This is a genomic window from Kordiimonas sediminis, assembly GCF_014656395.1.
GTDB lineage: Bacteria > Pseudomonadota > Alphaproteobacteria > Sphingomonadales > Kordiimonadaceae > Kordiimonas_A > Kordiimonas_A sediminis.
Genome location: NZ_BNCI01000002.1, coordinates 1,445,238 through 1,462,613, shown reverse-complemented (window position 1 = coordinate 1,462,613; position 17,376 = coordinate 1,445,238). Strand labels below are relative to the sequence as shown.

Below are 17,376 nucleotides of genomic sequence, written 5' to 3'. Positions count from 1 at the left end.
CTCGGGTTATGGCGTGCCATTTAGCTCAGGGTAAGCGGCTCGCAGGTCAATCGTATCCAGTTCTGCGGTGAGCTTTTGGTGCGCCCACTGGGTATAGAGGAACCACAGGGTCTATGTGGGTGCGGTGTCACTCTTGCGGCTGCCCGTATTTTGGTGCGCACGGATGTGGCGACGGCTGTCTGCAACATACCACTTTCCCCTTTCCCCTTTCTTTACTAACAAGTTACTCACGGCCCCTCTGTGGCAATCGCTGATCCGGTCATACTGCTAGCCTGCTGTACTGCCATAATCAGGATGCACGCATTCGCGACCAGCAAAAAAAGTAAAGTTTCTTCAAGCATTTGTGAGAAATTGCTCGCGATATTTTACCTCTATGTGATTAGCAGTTTACCAAAGATTTCCATAGGTTTGGCGTGTTTTAAACAACCAAAAAATTTCCAAAGGAAACTCTTATAATGATCAGAAATATTTTCCAAAAAGCGGCAGTAACTCTCGCTATCTCCTCCTCTGTTGTGGCCCTTTCTCAGACGTCTGCGGCGGACGATGGCTTTTATGTGTCAGGCAGTATCACTGCAACCGAACTGGGACATTCCATTAACCGTAATACGGGTTCGGCAGACTCGCCAAGCATCAGCAGCAATGTAGACAAAACCGATGTTGGCCTGCGTCTTGGTGTTGGGTACAAAACGCACGTTACAAACGATGTTTTTGTTGCGCTTGAGGGTTTTTATTCCTTTGAAAACGCGACTACCGAAAGCCTGAACGGGATGCTTCGGAGCACTGTGGAGCTGGATGCCACCTATGGTGCCGACCTGCGTCTGGGCTATGACATTACTGAAAAATTCGCGCTTTATGCGCTTGCGGGTATCACGGCACTCGATTTTGATAATGACACAGGCTACACGTTCGCCCCACCAATGCAGGAACTATCTGAAACTGAAACTGCTTTCACTTACGGTTTTGGTGCGGAACTTCAGATGACGGACAAAATCTCCCTTATTGGGGAGTACCGCATTACAAGCGATGTCAAGTTCACGCCAAATCCAGATGTTGTTGGTGGTTTTGTCAATAAAAACTACCTGGACCACAATGCCCTGCGTCTTGGTATCAACTACTCCTTCTAATAGTTTTCAGTGCAGCGGTTATACATTTCCAGCCGATGCATACCATTATTACAGTGGCCGGCCATCCCCGATAATTTGTGGGATGGTCTGGTTGCCTGTGCTGTCCGAATGTACCCCATACTCAGGGCGTACCAGTCTAATTAAAGCCCCATATCCTTTAAGGTGCGTTCAATCAGTTCACGGGACTTGGTCTGTGCAAAAGGGAATGCCTGAAAGAAAGTGACGGCATTCAGGTCAGGATCGCTTTGCCTGGCTTTTGAAATCCACCGCTGTGCATCGTCTGAGCGGCCGACAAGGTGGGCGGTTAGAGCGGCAATGAGTTCAATATGCCTATGCGCCCCTGGCATGCGCGCCGCCTTTTCTGCGAAATGAGCCGCCTGCTCATACTCATTCAATTGCAGTTGCACCAGAGACCTGCTGGACACCATAGCATAGGCAAGTGGGTCAAGGGGGCTAAGTGACAGGGCCACAGCAAGGTCGGTATCTGCTTCCACGGGTTTGCCCGCCATAACGTTTACAAGCCCACGATTATAGCGCCCTTGTGCAAAACTGGGGCTGAGAGCGGTTGCACTGTCGAACCACTGCACCGCGTCCTGCAGTTCCCCATCTAGCCAGCAGCTGCGCCCCACACTGAAATGGGCAAATGGATCCAGTCTGTCACTGTCCAGTGCCTGATGGGCCAGGGTACGTGCTGCATCCAGTTCCGCCTGTGTATCTGGTGCAAGACGAAGGAAGGCTTTTTGAAAATGGGTGAAAGACAGCCCGGCGAGCGACCGGGTGAAATAGGGATCAAGTTTCAAGGAGTGTTGGAAAAGCTCCGCAGCGACCGCATTGTCTTCCCGCGTGAAACGGTACATATGATCAAAACCCAGATGAAAGCTGGCCCAGGCATCCAGTTCAGTAGCGGGTTTGCTTCTGGCAAGTTTGACCTCGTGCTGAGGAATGCGCTGTTCAAGGCTGGAGACAATGCTGGCTTCTATATCTGGCCGCATTTGCTGCAGCTCTGACAGGGCACCGGTATATTTATCTGACCAGACTGTTTCACTGGTATTTGTGTCAACCAGGCTGACTCCGATATGGACAGTCTGAGAGGACACTTCAATTGTACCCATCAGGCAGTATCTGACTTTCAGGGCAGTGCCGATTGTTTGGGGGTCGGTATCAGCGCCGCGAAAACGGAAACTTGATCCACGGGCAATCACGAACAGCCAGTGCAGCCGGGATAAATCCATAATAATATCGGCGGGCAGGGCGTCTGCAATAACCTGGTGGGGGTGTGGCTCGCCGGTGTAGACGAATGGTAAGACTGCGATGGATGGTCTGCCGCCTTCATCCCAGTTCTGGATAGGGGCTGGCATGAAGGACTGATCGGGTATCGGCATTGATACTGCGGTGGGGGAGGTAAGCGTTTGCGGTGGAGATGTGAGTTTTTCCGTAACCTCACCGATGAAGCGAAACCCTCTGCCGTGAATGGTTTTGATCAGCAATTGGTCCTTGCCATTATCGCCAATGGCTTTGCGTGCGGCCTTCAGTCTGCTTGCGACGGCCGTTTCTGAAACAATGCGGCCATCCCAGACTTCGTCAATCACCTCATCCTTGGTGACCATTTTATCGCGGTTTTCCAGCAGCAAAATAAGAAGGGACAGAACCTGAGGTTCTATATGGGCGCGTTCGCCGTCCTGTCGCAGTTCAAACCGGGTCAGGTCTACTTCAAAGCGGTCAAAACAGTATGTTTTACGGCGCACTTCGTTCAAACGTGCCCCCTATCCCCATAAAATACATAAAAAATCACACTTCTTCATGCCAATGTCAAGCATGGGGGCATTGTGGCTGATATCTTTTGATCATCGGAACTGGCAAATATTATTCATAAAGGAGATCTACAATGCCACTCGTTACAATAGACGTTATCAAAGGTGTTTTTTCGGATGAGCAGAAACACGAATTGATCAGCAATGTTACAGAAGCCATGATTGCCGTTGAAGGGGAAGCCATGCGGCCTGTAACATGGGTTCGGGTCATGGAAGTGGAGCAAGGTGACTGGGCCATCGGCGGGCAGCGACTAGGGGCGGCCGATGTGCATGCCATGGCAGGCGAAAAAGCCGCCTGAAGACCTAAGCAAAGAAGGCATTTGCGGAATAAGGCAGGTGCCTTTTGCACATGTTGAAAAGACAGAAACCGCCTGTGATGGCGGTTTCTTCGTCTATTGCTATTCAGCAAATGTCGTATCTATCTAATAGACTAGACACTTATAACGTAGCTAATAGCTGAATATTAGACTGCACGACAGCATTGATGACTATTCCCTGACTGAAGATATATTAAATCTGTCTTAGGCAGGTTTATTGCTGGCGGGCTGCAAGGCACGCAGGGTCGGAATTGAAATAATCAGCGACAGGAGCGCGCAAAGGGTTATAGCGGCAACCATGGGTACCGCGCCGCCGATACCCTGGAGTGCACGAAATGCCACGAGCCAATCAAGCGTCGGAGCCCATGCGCATCCGATAGAGGCGACACTAAAAATACCAACGCCAAAATATATGGGAATTTTCCGACCAACCTGATCAGCCCAAGGGCCATAGAAAAGTTGAGCAATTCCAAATAAGATAAAATAAACAGTCAGCGTTAATTGTACTGCGGCGGCGTCTACCCGCAGGTCTTCTGCAATCGCGGGCATTGCCGGAAGGTACATATCAATCGCAAATGGGCCTACGGCAGATAAAAGTCCAAGCACCAATGCTGCGCGAAACATCGTCATAATTGTATTCTTTCAAGTAAATATGGAGGTGTTCTATAATTGTTCTGCTGTCTGGTCAATATCGATTGGAAAAGACAGGAATTATCGGATGAATGTTGGCATTTTTGGGGAGCAGAAGCAGAAGATCTAATAATCCCAGAACCATTTTAAATACAGGCTGTTATCCTGCCGCGGGCCCATTTCGGTTTGCAGTAGCAGCCGTTTGGTAAGATTTATTTTTAGCCGGGTGGCAGTTTCACTGCTGGCTGGTGTTGTTTCGACTTCCAGATACACATTGTCGTGCAGATATTTACCGCCTGTAATCAGCGCATGACCATCCCCGGTTTGACTGTCTGAGATAGAGAAAGTGTCAAGCCCAATCAGCCGCCGCACTTTACCCAGCCCGTCAAAGCCGCCCCCACGCAAGCCGTTCAGTGCGGATGCCAGTTCTGCCAATTGCAGTGCTGATAATTCAGATACAGATCGCCCGAGTAACACTCTCGCAACGATTTCATCCTCTGGCAGGGAGGGTGATGAACTAAGCGTATACCGGGGTGCGGAGGCCTGTCCGGCGATGGACAGGTTCGCCATAATATTTCGGTCCTGATATTTGGCTGACAAGAGCAGGGACGGGTCGAACCCTTTTTGGCCAGCGAATGTGACACGCCCCTCGGTCAGGTCAAAGCTCTTGCTGCCAAAGGCGAATTGTCCTTGCTCCAACGATAATTGTCCCAAGAGCCGTGGATCGTTCGTCGTGCCGCCCAGGGACAAGGCGCCGCGCCATTCACTTTGCAACCCGCGACCATTAAGATACAGACGCCGCGGAATGGTAATGGCCAGATCAAGGGTGGTTTGTCGCTTTTTGTCAAAGGCGTTAAAAATATCAGTATCAGATGCACTTTTCGAAATTGGTAAGTTGATTTCCTCCACTTCCAGATCAACGACAGAGACAGGCAACTGTTTTGGCATCTGGAAGGTCGCGCGGTTGACTGTGATGCTGCCGTCAAGCGCGTTACCGGCGGCATTCCTGCTGTAGGTGATATCCGCATCAGCGAAACCGTCAATTGTTTCCAGCCGTGCTAGATGAAAATCTTGCAGCGTCAGACGCAGATGCCCTGGTAGGGCAATGCCCTTGTGCAGGCTGAATTCACCCTGGCCCGTCATTAGACCGCCTTCGCCGTCGGTGGCTTTAAGCTCGCGCAGGGCGATGGCATTTTCCGATCCGGTCAGTGTCAGGGCTTCAATCGCAACCACCAGATTAAGCGGGGTGTATTCATAGTGACCCTCTTCAAGGGAAAGTGAAGCGTCATACTTAAGTGCATTAAGCGGGCCGGACACCGTAAGCGCCCCTTGAAGTTGCCCAAAGACAGTATGGCCAGGCACGGCGACAAAGGACCACAAAGGCGCGATGGCGCCGTCCCATTTGAAATCAGTCCTCAGCGGTATGTCAGGACTGATCTTATATGCAGTCAGAGAGGGCGATAAAGAAAGTGGAATGTGCGCGTCCAGCGACCCGGCAGGCGTGTCGTCTGTCAGGATGTTCCCGGATATGGTAAGCCCGTCTGCATTTAGGTTTGCCTGAAGTTCCCCACTGACGCTGGGGCGTACAAACAGTGGATTAGTGACCGGAAATTCTATACCGCGTAGGCCCAGATTTAATGACCCGGTCAGCGTGTCCGTTTCGGTGTTCGCCAGCACAAGGGTTGCATCAAGCGTCCCTTTTTCAATGTGGGCCAGCCCCAAAAGATACGCGGTGGACATTGGAAGGTCTTTTACTTCCATGTGTGCTGTCCTTAGTTTTTCATTTGCCCATGACAGGTCTGCGGACACAGTGCCAGTTGAAAATGTGAAGTTTGGTGCGCTGATTTCTATGCCGCTTTGTAGCGCGATTGTGATCGGGTCTCGGATTTCAAATGGCTCCCCAGCAAAGCTGCCAAACCCTTTAAGGATGCCGCCCTGATCATCCGGTGCGAATTGTACTTCAACGGCAAAGTCATGTGCCCAAATACCTTTAGCTGATGCTTTGAAGGGGGCTGACTGGGCAGTATTCCCCTGAATGGTGACGTGGGAGAGGGATTTAGCGCCATAGGTCAGTGCATTCAGAGTTACATCGGTTGTCAGGTCCTGACCGTTCCAATGTGCCGTGCCGTTCAGGCTGTCCAGCTTGATTGGAAAACCCCCAGCCCGTGTCAATGTAATGTCATTGCCTATTACCTCTGCTTTCAAGGAAATCGACTTATCAGGTGTCTGATCTACTGATGCGGATAAAGACCCACTGCCTTTCACTTGCACGAAGTCATTCTCTAGGGGGGTGAGCGCAAGATCCAGTGTGCTTTGTATGCCGTCCGTATCTGTCCAGCTTGCACGCCCTGTGCCGGTCGCTATGGGGGTTGTAATCTTGACTGCGGGAACACCTATACGGCCATTAGCAAATCGGACAGGGCTTTCAAGCATAAAGTCGCCCCAGCGGGACGCCCCCCCAAGTGCGATTTCGCCGGCAGCGCGTGTGTCACCAGTGCCGGGCCTTAAACGAAGGGCGACAGCGGTGTTGGTTAGATCAATACCGTAGCCAGAGACAGAAATCGGCTGTGACTGGAAATACACCTCCGGGGCCCCGAAGGTGCCAGAAAGATCAGCGTCCAGAATAAGGGCACTACTTAGCTGCGCACCCTGCAGGCTCTGGAGGGCATCCGCGGCGAGCGATAGTTGGGCGGCACCTTTTATCTGGCTGTCAACGAGGAGGTTGCCTTTATCCAGGGATGTTTCGCCATGAAGGGTCAGGGTGGCTTTCTGTGCTTTTAGGATGCTGCTATTGATAACGAGACTGCAGCAGGCATTGAACCTGCCGGAAATATCAACTACAGGACTATGCCCGATGATCGCGGCAAGGCCTGCTTGATCAATTTGCAAGCCTTCCGCCTGTCCCTTGACAGTGAAGTCATATCCATCCGAGGGTGCATTTTTAGCGGCGTGAACCTGTATTGGGAGGGAGGTCGCTGATACTACAGGCTGACTATCACCGGCATAGCGTGAAAGAATACCTGCTACGTCAAGTGTGCCCTGTGCTGACTGTACTGTCGTGTCGCTGCCTGTCAGAGCAAGATTGCTGGCAGTCAGGATATCAGCATCCAGTTGGTCCACATATATGTGCCAATCGGATTTCTGAAGTGTGAAGCGTGTTTGCGCTTTGATGCGGTCAAAATTCTCAGCGCCTGCCTGAACGGAGCCTATAATGATGGCTGCACTGCCGTTCAGGGTGCTGTCACCGATGCTGGTCGTGCCCTCCGCGGTAAAGCCCGCTATAGAAAGGTCGGGTAGGGTGATTTCCTCAACCGCCAGGCTGTACTGCGCGCTCGACAAGATGTCATTTGGGTCAGGGTTAAGCGTGGTAAGAAGCTTCAGGGTGACCGGGCGTACAACACTTGTTTGAAGGAGGCCGGTGATCAGGCCGTCGGGACGTGCTGTGACATTGGTATCGACAACAAAGGCACCATTTTCGTCTGCAACAGTGACGGTGAGCGTGTCGCCCTGTTCTTGCGTAGCGACGGCAAGTGTGCCACCGACTTTGTCATTCCCAAGATACAGATTGTCGCCAACAATGGCGACCGATTGGTCCAGAATGGTTGCGTCAACATCAAGCCGGTCCAGTTGAACGGCAATATCGGATAGAAAGTGACCGGACTGGTCTGTGGTATTTGGCTCCACTGCGTCTAAATGGGGCAAGCGGGTCATAGTAAATTCGGACACGGTGATGGATGTAAGTGCGACCCTGCCAGATACCAATTTTATGGGACGCCAGGACACGTCCAGCCGTTTTGCGTCCAGCCATTGCCCCTCTTTGTCGCGGACTGTAAGGTTTTTAAGGGCGACTGTGTCAAATACGCTGCCAGAAATGCTCTCCACTGTGACGTCCAGACCGCGCTGGTCAGACTGAACGGAAATCTGATGCGCCAGCCATGCATGCCCTGCATTGCTATCAATCCATACAAACGCTGCAATCAGCAATGCGACCATGCTGATGATCATGCCGGCTGCAAATTTCAGCACACGGACAGTTATTTTGCTTTTGATATGTTCCGGGTTACTCAAAAGCTTTGTCCAATGCTGATATATAGTGCGATTTTATTTTCACCGTCGCGGCGGTTCAGCGGGGTAGCTATATCCAGGCGAATTGGGGCAAAGTCGGTAAAATAGCGAACACCGACACCAACGCCCCATCTGATATTGCTGAATTTAGGATATTGTTCCGCATAGACATTACCGGCGTCAACAAAACCGACCAGCCCAAAGCGCTCGCTTACCCGGGTTCGGGCTTCAAGGGCAACTTCTGCGACTGACCGACCACCAAGTGGAGTGCCACTGTCACTAATGTCCCCCAGGCGTTGGTAGGAAAAGCCGCGAACAGATCCTCCACCACCGGCAAAAAACCTCTCGCTGATGGGTAGTCTGTCCAGATTTGGGCCAACAATATTTCCCAGACGCGCCCGTGCAGCTACCGTCAGCCAGCTATCATCGGCCGGTTTCCAGTAGTGTGTTGCTTTCAGTTCATTGATCAGGAAAAAATATCTGTCATCAATGACAGACATGGTTGGTTGAACACGCAGGGTCAGGCGCGTTCCCATAGATGGATCAAAAAGATTGTCACTGCTGTCGTAGGCAAAACCGAGAGGCAGCCCCGCGAGGAAGAAAGTGTCTTCGAGCGTTTCCTGTTGGTTAACGGTGGTTTTGGTCGCGGCACCCAAGGAAGCTTTGATCCGTTTGTTGAATTTACGTTCCAGACCAATATAGGTTTCTGCAAACCGTGCTTCGTAAGCGGGCCTGACTTCCCGGCCTATCTTACCGTCCAGCAATAGCGTTTGATCGTACTTGCGAAAGTGCGGCAGAGTCCAATTACCTTCCAGCGACTGTTCGCTTTCTCCCACTTTTGCATAGGCGGACAGTATCTGTCCCCGTCCATTCAGGTTTTTGTTTTGCCAGCCAAATTCTGTTTCAAAACCTTCGCCGGTTGAATATCCTGCGCCAACCTCGATGCGGCGATGTGGTACTTCTTCGACGGTTACAATAATACTCGACGGTTGTCCTGCGCTTGGCTCGGGTCCTAAATCAACGGTCGTCAGGCTGAAAAGCCCCGTATCCTGCAAGCGGCGCTGGAAAGTGATCAGATGTGACCTGAACAGAATGTCGCCCTTTTGCCACGGCACCAGCCTTTGAAGGTATTGTTCCTGCGTTCTGACCAGTCCCTGGAAATTTACTTGTCCTGCCAGGACGATTGGACCGGTCCTGAGCTTAAAGTTAACCGAGGCAGAGCGTGATGCATGATCAATAATAACATCCCGTTCCAGTGCGTCGGCGTAAGGGTATCCATTTTCATGTAATAGTGTAATCAGTGCCTGTTCCGCGCCGATAATCTTTAAGGCTTGAACGGGGCTATTTCCCGAAAGGGTTGCAGATAGCAGTTGCTGCAATTTGGATTGCAGTGACGGCGCGATACTGCCGTCTGTAATCAAGTTGATGTCACCAATGGTGAATACGGGTCCTGCAGAAATAAGCAAGGTTACATCCACGCGTCTTGTCCCGCGCTGGATGCGGCTATCCATTAAGGCACTATAGTAACCTTCACTGCGCAGCACGCGTTCCAGGCGTTCCTTATCCTGGTCAATCAGGCTACTAAGGCGTGAGAGAGAGCGAAAACAATTTCCGTTCCGCTCCTGCAGGGAGGAGGTAGATTGTAGCAGCGATACTGTGTTTTCTGGCAAGTCACGTATGTCCAGGCTGTAGCCAAGACGCCAACCACTGGTACAGTCATTGGCCAGCACCGTGCCCGCAGCGCTCTCTATAAACGCTGTTACAATGAAGAATGTTAAATAGGCTATACGCTGCATCGGTCAAAGTCTTATGGTCGTCTAGTCTGCTTCCCGTTTTCTTCGGAAGTGGGGTTATCATACTGGATAGTACCCGGTACGTCAGCACCACCTGAAATGATAAAGGACATTGCCTCATCAATTTTCCAGTTTGTTGGAACCAGATTTTCGACGGGCACAATTTCCAGATAGCCTGATGTCGGGTTAGGTGTTGTGGGCACGTAGACCGCAGCAAGCTCTCTGCCCGTGTTGGTGTCTTTGAATGTTTTCGTCACCAGTCCAACGGTTTTCATGCTTTTGGACGGAAATTCAATCAGCACAACCCGTTCGAAGTCATCGCTATTGGACTGCATCGCCTCTGTCAGGCGTTTCAGGGTTTTGTAGATTGTATTTACGATTGGAACTCGTTTCACAATAGCGTCCAGAAGTCCCAGAAGCTTTTGCCCCAGCCACCGTGAGGCCAGTAAACCAACTGTATATAGCCCCAGCAGAAGGATGCAAAGGGAAACGGTGGTTCTGAAGGCCGGTGCATTGGCAATACGGTATAGGCTCTCGTCTGGCTCGATACCCGCTGTTAGCCAGTTAAGCACAGGCGCTGCCATATCGTTGATGAAATCAAGGATCGCGGCAGTTAGTAGTAGCGTTAGCCATATTGGGATCAGGGTAAAAAGACCCAGAAAGATATAGCGCCTTATGTGCGCGAAGCTGGTAGAGGGCGTGGTCTCTGACATCGTAGGCTCCCTGGGTAAATGAACTGGCAATACGCTAATCGCAGCTGCAGCATATCAAAAGCCATAAATAAAAGGTCGTATTAAGGCAATATGACCGCAGTCTCTTTTTTGAGAAGAAAAGAAAAGAGTGTGTAGTATGTAAGGTGCTTTTCATTATGGTTGCATAATATCAATGTGAACAGTAGCATTAAACCACAGTTTCTATTGGGGGGTTATATGTCTGTTGTTCGTTGTTTAGCCAGTTTTGGCACGCTCATTATTCTGATATTTACTCCTTTGTTTCTAAAGGCGAAATTGATGCTTTTCACGCAATAAAAGTACTATTGTCGTACTTTTTCTGGCGGGTATTTATTGGCCATATTTCCATTATAGGTAGGGGGTGGGAAGCACGAAAATGAAACTAGTAAGCATACTTCTTGCGGGCGTTATACTGTCATTTCAAACAGTTGCGATGCCAGCGTCCTATACTAATGAAAACTATGACTTTGATGCTGTTGTTGCCGGTATCGATATGAGTGAGCGCTTGCGGGCGGGGGACAATCCTGCGGAAGAAGACTGGGGCGTATTTTTCAGCCATGAAGCATATCAGCTTGTATTCTCTATTTCCGGTCTCTCGCAGGCGCAGTTGAAGCAGCGATATCTCCATGCTTTTCACCCGGAGTACATCCCTCTGGTTGATGGACTTGCGGCCTCTGAAAAGCATGAAGTGCTGCACCTAAGAGCGTCCGCCGCTGACTTGTCATGGCTTGCGGGATACCAGCAGGCATTACCGGGAAATAAAGTCGTGGAGGCAAGTATAAATCTGGCCCAGCAGTATTTGCCGGAAAGTCAAAATGGCTTGCCGCCGATTACCTTTGTTTATGGGTTGTTTGGCCAGAATGCTTTCGCATCCGGGCAAGGGGTCGTCCTTGATGCTTACCTTGCGTTTTTGTTTGATGCGGTGGCGCCAAACAGGCTGGCCGCGCATGAGCTGCATCACTATTTGTACGACAAGGGTCTGCAAGGCCGACCTTTAGACCAGCAAAATCCATTTGAGCGCGTTTTGTATCACATTCAGAAAGAAGGCGTGGCAAACCTGATTGATAAAGAGTTTCTGCTTCTGGATTCGTCTCCATTCAGTGAAGATTTGAAAGACTGGTTTAAGGCATCAATGCAAGATGCGGATGCTAATCTGAAGCTACTAGACCAGATGATTGGTGAGGCCGTCAGAACAGGCAGAGAGATTGAGTTTGCGGAGCTGCAAAAAGCACTGCCGCTTTGGGGGCATTCACTTGGTTGGTACATGACTCGCACGATTGACAGCGCGGGTATGCGGCCAGCTCTGATAGAAGCGACGATGAACCCGTTCACGCTTTTTAGCGCCTATAACCGTGCCGTAGAAATGCTTGGCACTGATCAGGCAACCTTCTCAGATGCCACGCTCGCCCTGTATGCCAGACTAGCACAGGAAAAACAGGTACAGTAATTGTACTGCCCAGTGATGCGTCGTGTTATTGGGGTGTTAGAACTACGACCGCGAAAAGACTGTCGGAATCGGTCAGAAAGTCACTGATTTGCCAGCCGGTATTCTCTGCTATCTGTGAGAAGCTCTCATAACTGTATTTGCGGCAGTTTTCGGTATGTATGCTTTCTCCGCGTGAAAAGTTGACACGGTATCCGCCTATGTTGGCGGTTTGTTCGACTGTGCTGACAAGGTGCATTTCTATTCTGCTTCTTTCCTTATTCCACCGGGCTTTGTGCTGGAAAGAGGATAGATCGAAATCGGCGCCTGTCTCTTTGTTCAGGCGTCTTAGAATATTCAGGTTAAACTGCGCCGTTACACCCTGCGCATCATCATATGCAGGCAACAGGATATCGGTACTTTTGATAAGATCAATGCCAATGAAGAATGATTGAATATTCCGCCATGAACGCACTCTCTGCAACAGACTTGCTGCTGCTGTATTGGACAGGTTGCCGATGGTTGAGCCCGGGAAGAAGGCCGTTTTAGGCGTATCTTCAATAATAGAAGGCAGGGGAAACGGTACAGTGAAATCTGCGACAATCGGGTGGATATCAACGCCGGGATAGTCACTGTGAAGCGACTGAGCTGTTTGTCTAAGAAAGTCTGCGGCAATATCTACGGGTAGATACTGCGTTACATTTTTAAGGGCATCGAGAAGGATGCGGGTCTTAACGCTCGCACCGCTTCCCAGCTCAATAAGGGCCGATTGTGGGGCTATATGGCGAGACAGTGCGCAGGTATGATTTTCCAGGATCGAACGTTCTGTGCGTGATTGATAATATTCGTCCAGCTCCGTTATTGCTTCGAAAAGCTCGCTTCCTTCCGTATCATAAAACCATTTGCTGTTCAGTGTTTTAACGGAGGCGGATAGGTCGTGGGCCGCAGAAATCAGTAACTCCGTATTGATGGTTACAAGTTCGTTCATTTTAGAGGTCCTTTGCCAGTCTTAAACCGGTCATTTGCCAGCGCTGATGGGGATGGAAAAAATTACGGTATGTGGGGCGCATTTGTGCACGAGGTGTCAGGCATGATCCGCCGCGAAGAACGAATTGATTGACCATAAATTTCCCGTTGTATTCCCCAATTGTCCCTTCAACGGGTTGATATCCGGGATAGGGGGTATAGGGGCTTTGGGTCCATTCCCAGACGTCCCCCCAGATGGCGGGGCCACGTGACGGAATATACAATTCTGAATCCGCAAAATTTCCGTCGATTGGATGGTTTCTAAAGGCGGTTTCGTGCTCTGCTTCGGTTGGAAGACGCGCGCCGGCCCAACGTGCATAGGCATCGGCTTCATAATAACTGATATGGCTGACGGGTGCGTTTGGATCGACTGGCCTTACCCCCGTGAGGGTGAAGCTGTTCCAGGACGCCCCGTCTTTCCACCAATATAAGGGCGCTGTCCATCCTTCTTTCTGTTTGTAAGCCCAACCGTCTGACAGCCACAAAGTTTCTTTCTCATAACCACCATCTTCTATGAACGCGATCCATTCTGCGTTGGTGACAGGACGTACGCCCAGGGCGAAGGGGGGTAAATATTCTTTGTGGCGTGGAGCTTCGCAATCAAAGTGAAAATCAGAGGCGTCATGTCCGGTCTCGGTTAATCCGCCACTGAATTCAGTAAAGTGTATGGGGGACGATTTTTTTGTACTAGCCTTTGGCAGCTTCTTTTCGTGGTAGCTCGGTAGTAATGGGCTATAGGAAAGGCCGTGTAATATGTCGGTAAGCATCAGTTCCTGATGCTGCATTTCGTGATGGCACCCCAATTCAACCAGCTTCAGAATATCGGCTCTGTTGCTACTGTTGCTATGAAGAAGTTTCAGGACATGAAAGGTTACGTGGCGTCGGTAGCCAAGGATCGCGGCACTGTCAGGCCTTGATAATAATCCTCTTTTGGACCGTATATGCCTAAATCCAGCCTGCACATAATATGAATTGAACAATAATCTGTATTGGTCGTTTAGTGAGCGATAGTCAGTACAGTAAGGGCGCAGAATAAACTCTTCGAAAAACCAACTTGTGTGACCCAAATGCCATTTTGTTGGGCTGGCGTCCTCCATTGACTGGATCATCATGTCCTCAGGAGACAAGGGTGCGGCAAGTGCTTCGCTGCGGGCGCGCGTCTGAACAAATAAATCCTGAATATAGGTCGCACTGGCTTGGGCTGACGGGCTTTCTGCTGTGCCCTGTAAAGGGATAGTCACATCATACATACGTTTACTCCCTTACGGGTGAAGTGATTGGAAACTTGAAGAGTACTGATCTGTACATATACTAATGAGAATTTTCAGTCAAATGTAATTTAGTGATCTATTTTTTCTTTTATTCAAATATATGTGAGATTTTCGTGAGGTTCTTTTTGTGTGTTGACATGGTGTACAGATCGGTACATATAGCATTTCACAAGTACCGATCAGTTAACTCTTGGTTGCTAGGTTTGTGTCGCAGCCAAAATCACTCAAGAAGGAAGAAACTATGAAAAAACAATTTTCACGCACTTTTGCCCGCACAGTAACGCTGGCGCTGTCGTCTGCGGCGGCACTCGCTGTATCCATTGGCACGTCCTCTGCGTTTGCGGATGACAGTGGCCTGCCAGATATGGGGTTTGACATCGTGCCAGGAAGAACAGCACTGGTTGTGACCGATCCGCAAAATGACTTTCTAAGTCCTGATGGTGTTACCTGGGGTGTGGTTGGTAAAAACGTGCAGGAAAACGGCACCGTTCAAAACATTGATGATCTGTTTTCAACAGCAAAAATGACGGACATGCCTGTATTTGTTTCACCGCATTATTACTACCCGCATGATCATGCATGGAAGTTTGAAGGCGCGCTTGAACACCTGATGCACAAGATCGGCATGTTTGACCGTAAGAGTCCTCTGTCAACTGAAGGATTTGAAGGCTCTGGTGCAGACTGGCTGCCGCAGTATAAAAAATACATCAACGACGATAAAACAGTCGTTACAAGTCCGCACAAGGTCTTTGGCCCTGAATCAAATGATCTGGTTCTGCAATTGCGCAAACAGGGTATTGATAAAGTAATCCTGTCTGGCATGTCTGCAAATCTATGCACGGAATCACACATGCGGGCTCTTGTTGAAGAAGGGTTTGAAGTGATGGTCGTCACTGATGCAACTGCCGCTGCGCAGGTTCCTGGATATGACGGCTATGAAGCTGCGAAAATCAATTTCCGTATGATCGCAAGCCATGTTGCTGAAACTGATGCGACAGTAGCAGCAATGAAAAAAGCTGCCCGTAAATAATCGAACCAAATTTGCACCATTGCCTCCCCCTAGATGGTGCAAATCCTCCGGTCGCCTGAAGTCCAGCCCCAGGTGACCGGAGTCTTCTAATGTTGTAATGAAATGGAGTACCACACTATGTCACGACCCCCTTTGCCCCCTTTTAGTTATGAAACAGCAGTTCAGAAAGTTCGAGCTGCGGAAGATGCATGGAATTCGCAGGACCCGGCCAAGGTCGCGATGGCATACAGTCTGGACAGCCGCTGGAGAAACAGGTCGGATTTTCTGCAAGGTCGCGAGGAAATTGAATCGTTCCTCACAAGGAAATGGGACCGCGAAAATGAATACAGGCTGATTAAAGAAATCTGGGCCTTTTCAGACAATAGAATTGCTGTTCGTTTTGCTTACGAGTGGCAGGACAGCGATGGTCAATGGTTCAGATCCTACGGAAATGAGAACTGGGAATTTGATACAGATGGCCTGATGCGGTGGCGTCTTGCCAGCATTAATGACCTGCCTATTCAGGAAGAGGATAGAAAATTCCGCTGGTCAGGCTCTCGCCGCCCTGATGATCACCCCGGTTTGACGGATCTAGGTCTTTAAGCTGTCAGGCAAAAGCTTCTCAGCGCGCTGACTATCACACTTAGCCAATTATTGCCCTGCGGGAAGATGCGATATTTCTAATGCCCGCAAGGCATATCCACGGAGATTAAAATGACTAAAAAATATGATGTAATTATCATTGGCGGTGGTAATGCCGGTTTCGGCGTTTCTGCAGTGGCCTCGGAAGCAGGCAAAACGATAGCCTTTATTGAACGGGAAGACTTTGGAGGTACATGTCCAAACCGCGGGTGCACGCCTAAAAAAGTGTTGGTCGCTGCAGCGCATACACTGCACGAAATTGATTTGGCGCACCATCATGCGATTGAAGTAAGTAAGCCTGTTCTGGATTGGAAAAAACTGATCCAGCGTGAAAAGGCCATGATTGATTTTATCCCAGATGCGATGGCAGGCGTCGCTGAAAAGCGTGGTGATGTTTACCGTGGCAGTGGCCGGTTTGTTGGGCGTAATCAAGTCGAAGTAAACGATGAAGTCCTTGAAGGCGAGCATATTGTCATCGCCACAGGATCGCGCCCAAGACCGCTTCCTATTCCAGGGGCTGACTTGATGTTGACGTCGGACGATTTACTTTCTGACGAGACGTTGCCGAAGGATATGGTTTTTGTAGGTGGTGGTGTTATTGCCATGGAATTCAGCCACATTTTCGCAAGAGCAGGGGTTAAAGTCACTATCCTTGAGGTCATGCCGCGTCTATTACCCCAGTTGGATGAAGGTGCGGTCGACGCACTGCTTGAAGAGAGCAAACGGCTTGGTATTACCGTGTACACGGGTGTTCAGATTAGCGAAATCACTGAAACCAAGGGCCGCCGCCAAGTGGTTTTCACTGTCGACGGGTATGAGAAGATGGTCGACTGCGACAGTGTCGTCAACGGAGCAGGGCGTATCGCAAATGTGGAAGGTCTTGATCTGGATGCGGCTGGTGTAGAATTTGACGGCGTTGCAATCAGTGTTGACAAAAGTATGCGTTCGACAACAAACCCTGCCATTTGGGTGTGTGGTGATGCGCTTGTCGGTACGCCCCAATTATCGCCAGTTGCTACCTATGAAGGCCGTCTGGTTGGTGAAAATATTGTGGCGGGTATTAGCCAGGAAGCCGATTACCGTGTTTTGCCATCTGCGGTTTATACCGTGCCTGCCTTGGCAAGTGTCGGGCTGACAGAAGCAGCAGCAACTGAAAAGGGCCTGAATGTTAGTGTGACCATCAATGATATGACGGGATGGTTCTCTGGCAAGTCCTATGCTGAAACAGTTGCCTACGCAAAAGTAATCAGGGACGTCAATACGGATCAGATACTAGGCGCGCATCTTGTAGGGCATCGGGCCGAGGAGCTTATTCATATGTTTGCCTTCGCCATGCGTTATGAAGTGCCAGCAAGCAGCTTGAAGAACGATTTCTATGCGTTTCCGACCTTTGCCTCGGACGTGAAAAACTTATTCTAGCTCCATTGTTGCGTATGAGCCCTTTCTTAAAGGTCGTCGTCATATTCTAAGCTGTCATATTCTAAAATGAATAAAGGGAAATGGCAGCTATTCATTCTTAAAACTGGTCACCATC

At 50.0% G+C, this 17,376-nt stretch carries 13 protein-coding genes; 6 read left to right on the top strand and 7 right to left on the bottom strand.

The features are described 5' to 3' along the window. Positions 1 to 455: 455 nt before the first annotated feature. Positions 456 to 1,124: an outer membrane protein gene (locus IE181_RS14325; RefSeq protein ID WP_191254087.1), complete on the top strand. Its 669-nt coding sequence runs from the start codon at positions 456 to 458 to the stop codon at positions 1,122 to 1,124. 140 nt (positions 1,125 to 1,264) lie between these two features. On the opposite strand, the gene IE181_RS14320 is transcribed toward IE181_RS14325, so the two are convergent. Next, entirely contained in the window at positions 1,265 to 2,869 is a 1,605-nt protein-coding gene (locus IE181_RS14320; RefSeq protein ID WP_229819535.1) for a winged helix-turn-helix domain-containing tetratricopeptide repeat protein, read from the bottom strand. A gap of 140 nt (positions 2,870 to 3,009) precedes the next feature. Between IE181_RS14320 and IE181_RS14315 the strand changes: the two genes are divergently transcribed. Next, positions 3,010 to 3,234: a tautomerase family protein gene (locus IE181_RS14315; RefSeq protein ID WP_191254083.1), complete on the top strand. Its 225-nt coding sequence runs from the start codon at positions 3,010 to 3,012 to the stop codon at positions 3,232 to 3,234. A gap of 222 nt (positions 3,235 to 3,456) precedes the next feature. On the opposite strand, the gene IE181_RS14310 is transcribed toward IE181_RS14315, so the two are convergent. The 4 genes from IE181_RS14310 to IE181_RS14295 form a co-directional block, all read right to left on the bottom strand. After that, the gene (locus IE181_RS14310) at positions 3,457 to 3,882 is read right to left on the bottom strand and encodes an MFS transporter (RefSeq protein WP_191254081.1); all 426 of its coding nucleotides are present in this window, start codon (positions 3,880 to 3,882) and stop codon (positions 3,457 to 3,459) included. Between the two features lie 126 nt (positions 3,883 to 4,008). Then, a complete protein-coding gene (locus tag IE181_RS14305) occupies positions 4,009 to 7,950 on the bottom strand; it encodes a translocation/assembly module TamB domain-containing protein (RefSeq protein WP_191254079.1) in 3,942 nt (1,313 codons plus the stop codon). Beyond that, on the bottom strand, positions 7,947 to 9,743 hold the full coding sequence (locus IE181_RS14300) for an autotransporter assembly complex protein TamA (RefSeq protein WP_191254075.1): 1,797 nt from the start codon (positions 9,741 to 9,743) through the stop codon (positions 7,947 to 7,949). The genes IE181_RS14305 and IE181_RS14300 overlap by 4 nt, the downstream gene beginning before the upstream one ends. An 11-nt stretch (positions 9,744 to 9,754) precedes the next feature. Next, entirely contained in the window at positions 9,755 to 10,453 is a 699-nt protein-coding gene (locus IE181_RS14295; RefSeq protein WP_191254074.1) for a DUF502 domain-containing protein, read from the bottom strand. A gap of 394 nt (positions 10,454 to 10,847) precedes the next feature. On the opposite strand from IE181_RS14295, the gene IE181_RS14290 reads away from it, so the two are divergent. Beyond that, positions 10,848 to 11,918, top strand: a complete 1,071-nt coding sequence (locus IE181_RS14290) for a DUF5700 domain-containing putative Zn-dependent protease (RefSeq protein ID WP_191254073.1) — start codon at positions 10,848 to 10,850, stop codon at positions 11,916 to 11,918. A 25-nt stretch (positions 11,919 to 11,943) separates the two neighbouring features. Here the strand turns inward: IE181_RS14290 and egtD are convergent, their stop codons facing one another. Together egtD and egtB are read right to left on the bottom strand one after the other, a co-directional pair. Continuing rightward, positions 11,944 to 12,882 carry an L-histidine N(alpha)-methyltransferase gene (gene egtD / locus IE181_RS14285; protein WP_191254071.1) on the bottom strand — a complete coding sequence of 313 codons (939 nt, stop codon included), beginning with the start codon at positions 12,880 to 12,882 and terminating at the stop codon, positions 11,944 to 11,946. Position 12,883: 1 nt separating this feature from the next. Then, positions 12,884 to 14,170 (bottom strand): ergothioneine biosynthesis protein EgtB, encoded by a 1,287-nt coding sequence (gene egtB / locus IE181_RS14280; RefSeq protein WP_191254069.1) that lies wholly within the window; start codon positions 14,168 to 14,170, stop codon positions 12,884 to 12,886. A gap of 262 nt (positions 14,171 to 14,432) precedes the next feature. Here egtB and IE181_RS14275 point away from each other — a divergent pair, with 262 nt between their 5' ends. The 3 genes from IE181_RS14275 to IE181_RS14265 all read left to right on the top strand — a co-directional run bounded on the left by IE181_RS14275 (position 14,433) and on the right by IE181_RS14265 (position 17,261). Beyond that, complete coding sequence (locus IE181_RS14275; protein WP_191254067.1) at positions 14,433 to 15,221, top strand: cysteine hydrolase family protein; 789 nt, start codon at positions 14,433 to 14,435, stop codon at positions 15,219 to 15,221. A 117-nt stretch (positions 15,222 to 15,338) separates the two neighbouring features. Further along, positions 15,339 to 15,803 carry a nuclear transport factor 2 family protein gene (locus tag IE181_RS14270; protein ID WP_191254065.1) on the top strand — a complete coding sequence of 155 codons (465 nt, stop codon included), beginning with the start codon at positions 15,339 to 15,341 and terminating at the stop codon, positions 15,801 to 15,803. A gap of 111 nt (positions 15,804 to 15,914) precedes the next feature. Then, the gene (locus IE181_RS14265) at positions 15,915 to 17,261 is read left to right on the top strand and encodes a dihydrolipoyl dehydrogenase family protein (protein WP_191254063.1); all 1,347 of its coding nucleotides are present in this window, start codon (positions 15,915 to 15,917) and stop codon (positions 17,259 to 17,261) included. Positions 17,262 to 17,376 lie beyond the last annotated feature (115 nt).

Excerpts from the sequence above, each read along its gene's own strand:
- IE181_RS14295 (WP_191254074.1), bottom strand. The coding sequence starts at position 10,453 with ATGTCAGAGACCACGCCCTCTACCAGCTTCGCGCACATAAGGCGCTAT.
- egtB (WP_191254069.1), bottom strand. The coding sequence starts at position 14,170 with ATGTATGATGTGACTATCCCTTTACAGGGCACAGCAGAAAGCCCGTCA.
- IE181_RS14270 (WP_191254065.1), top strand. The coding sequence starts at position 15,339 with ATGTCACGACCCCCTTTGCCCCCTTTTAGTTATGAAACAGCAGTTCAG.
- IE181_RS14300 (WP_191254075.1), bottom strand. The coding sequence starts at position 9,743 with ATGCAGCGTATAGCCTATTTAACATTCTTCATTGTAACAGCGTTTATA.
- IE181_RS14290 (WP_191254073.1), top strand. The coding sequence starts at position 10,848 with ATGAAACTAGTAAGCATACTTCTTGCGGGCGTTATACTGTCATTTCAA.
- IE181_RS14265 (WP_191254063.1), top strand. The coding sequence starts at position 15,915 with ATGACTAAAAAATATGATGTAATTATCATTGGCGGTGGTAATGCCGGT.
- IE181_RS14310 (WP_191254081.1), bottom strand. The coding sequence starts at position 3,882 with ATGACGATGTTTCGCGCAGCATTGGTGCTTGGACTTTTATCTGCCGTA.
- IE181_RS14275 (WP_191254067.1), top strand. The coding sequence starts at position 14,433 with ATGAAAAAACAATTTTCACGCACTTTTGCCCGCACAGTAACGCTGGCG.
- egtD (WP_191254071.1), bottom strand. The coding sequence starts at position 12,882 with ATGAACGAACTTGTAACCATCAATACGGAGTTACTGATTTCTGCGGCC.
- IE181_RS14325 (WP_191254087.1), top strand. The coding sequence starts at position 456 with ATGATCAGAAATATTTTCCAAAAAGCGGCAGTAACTCTCGCTATCTCC.
- IE181_RS14315 (WP_191254083.1), top strand. The coding sequence starts at position 3,010 with ATGCCACTCGTTACAATAGACGTTATCAAAGGTGTTTTTTCGGATGAG.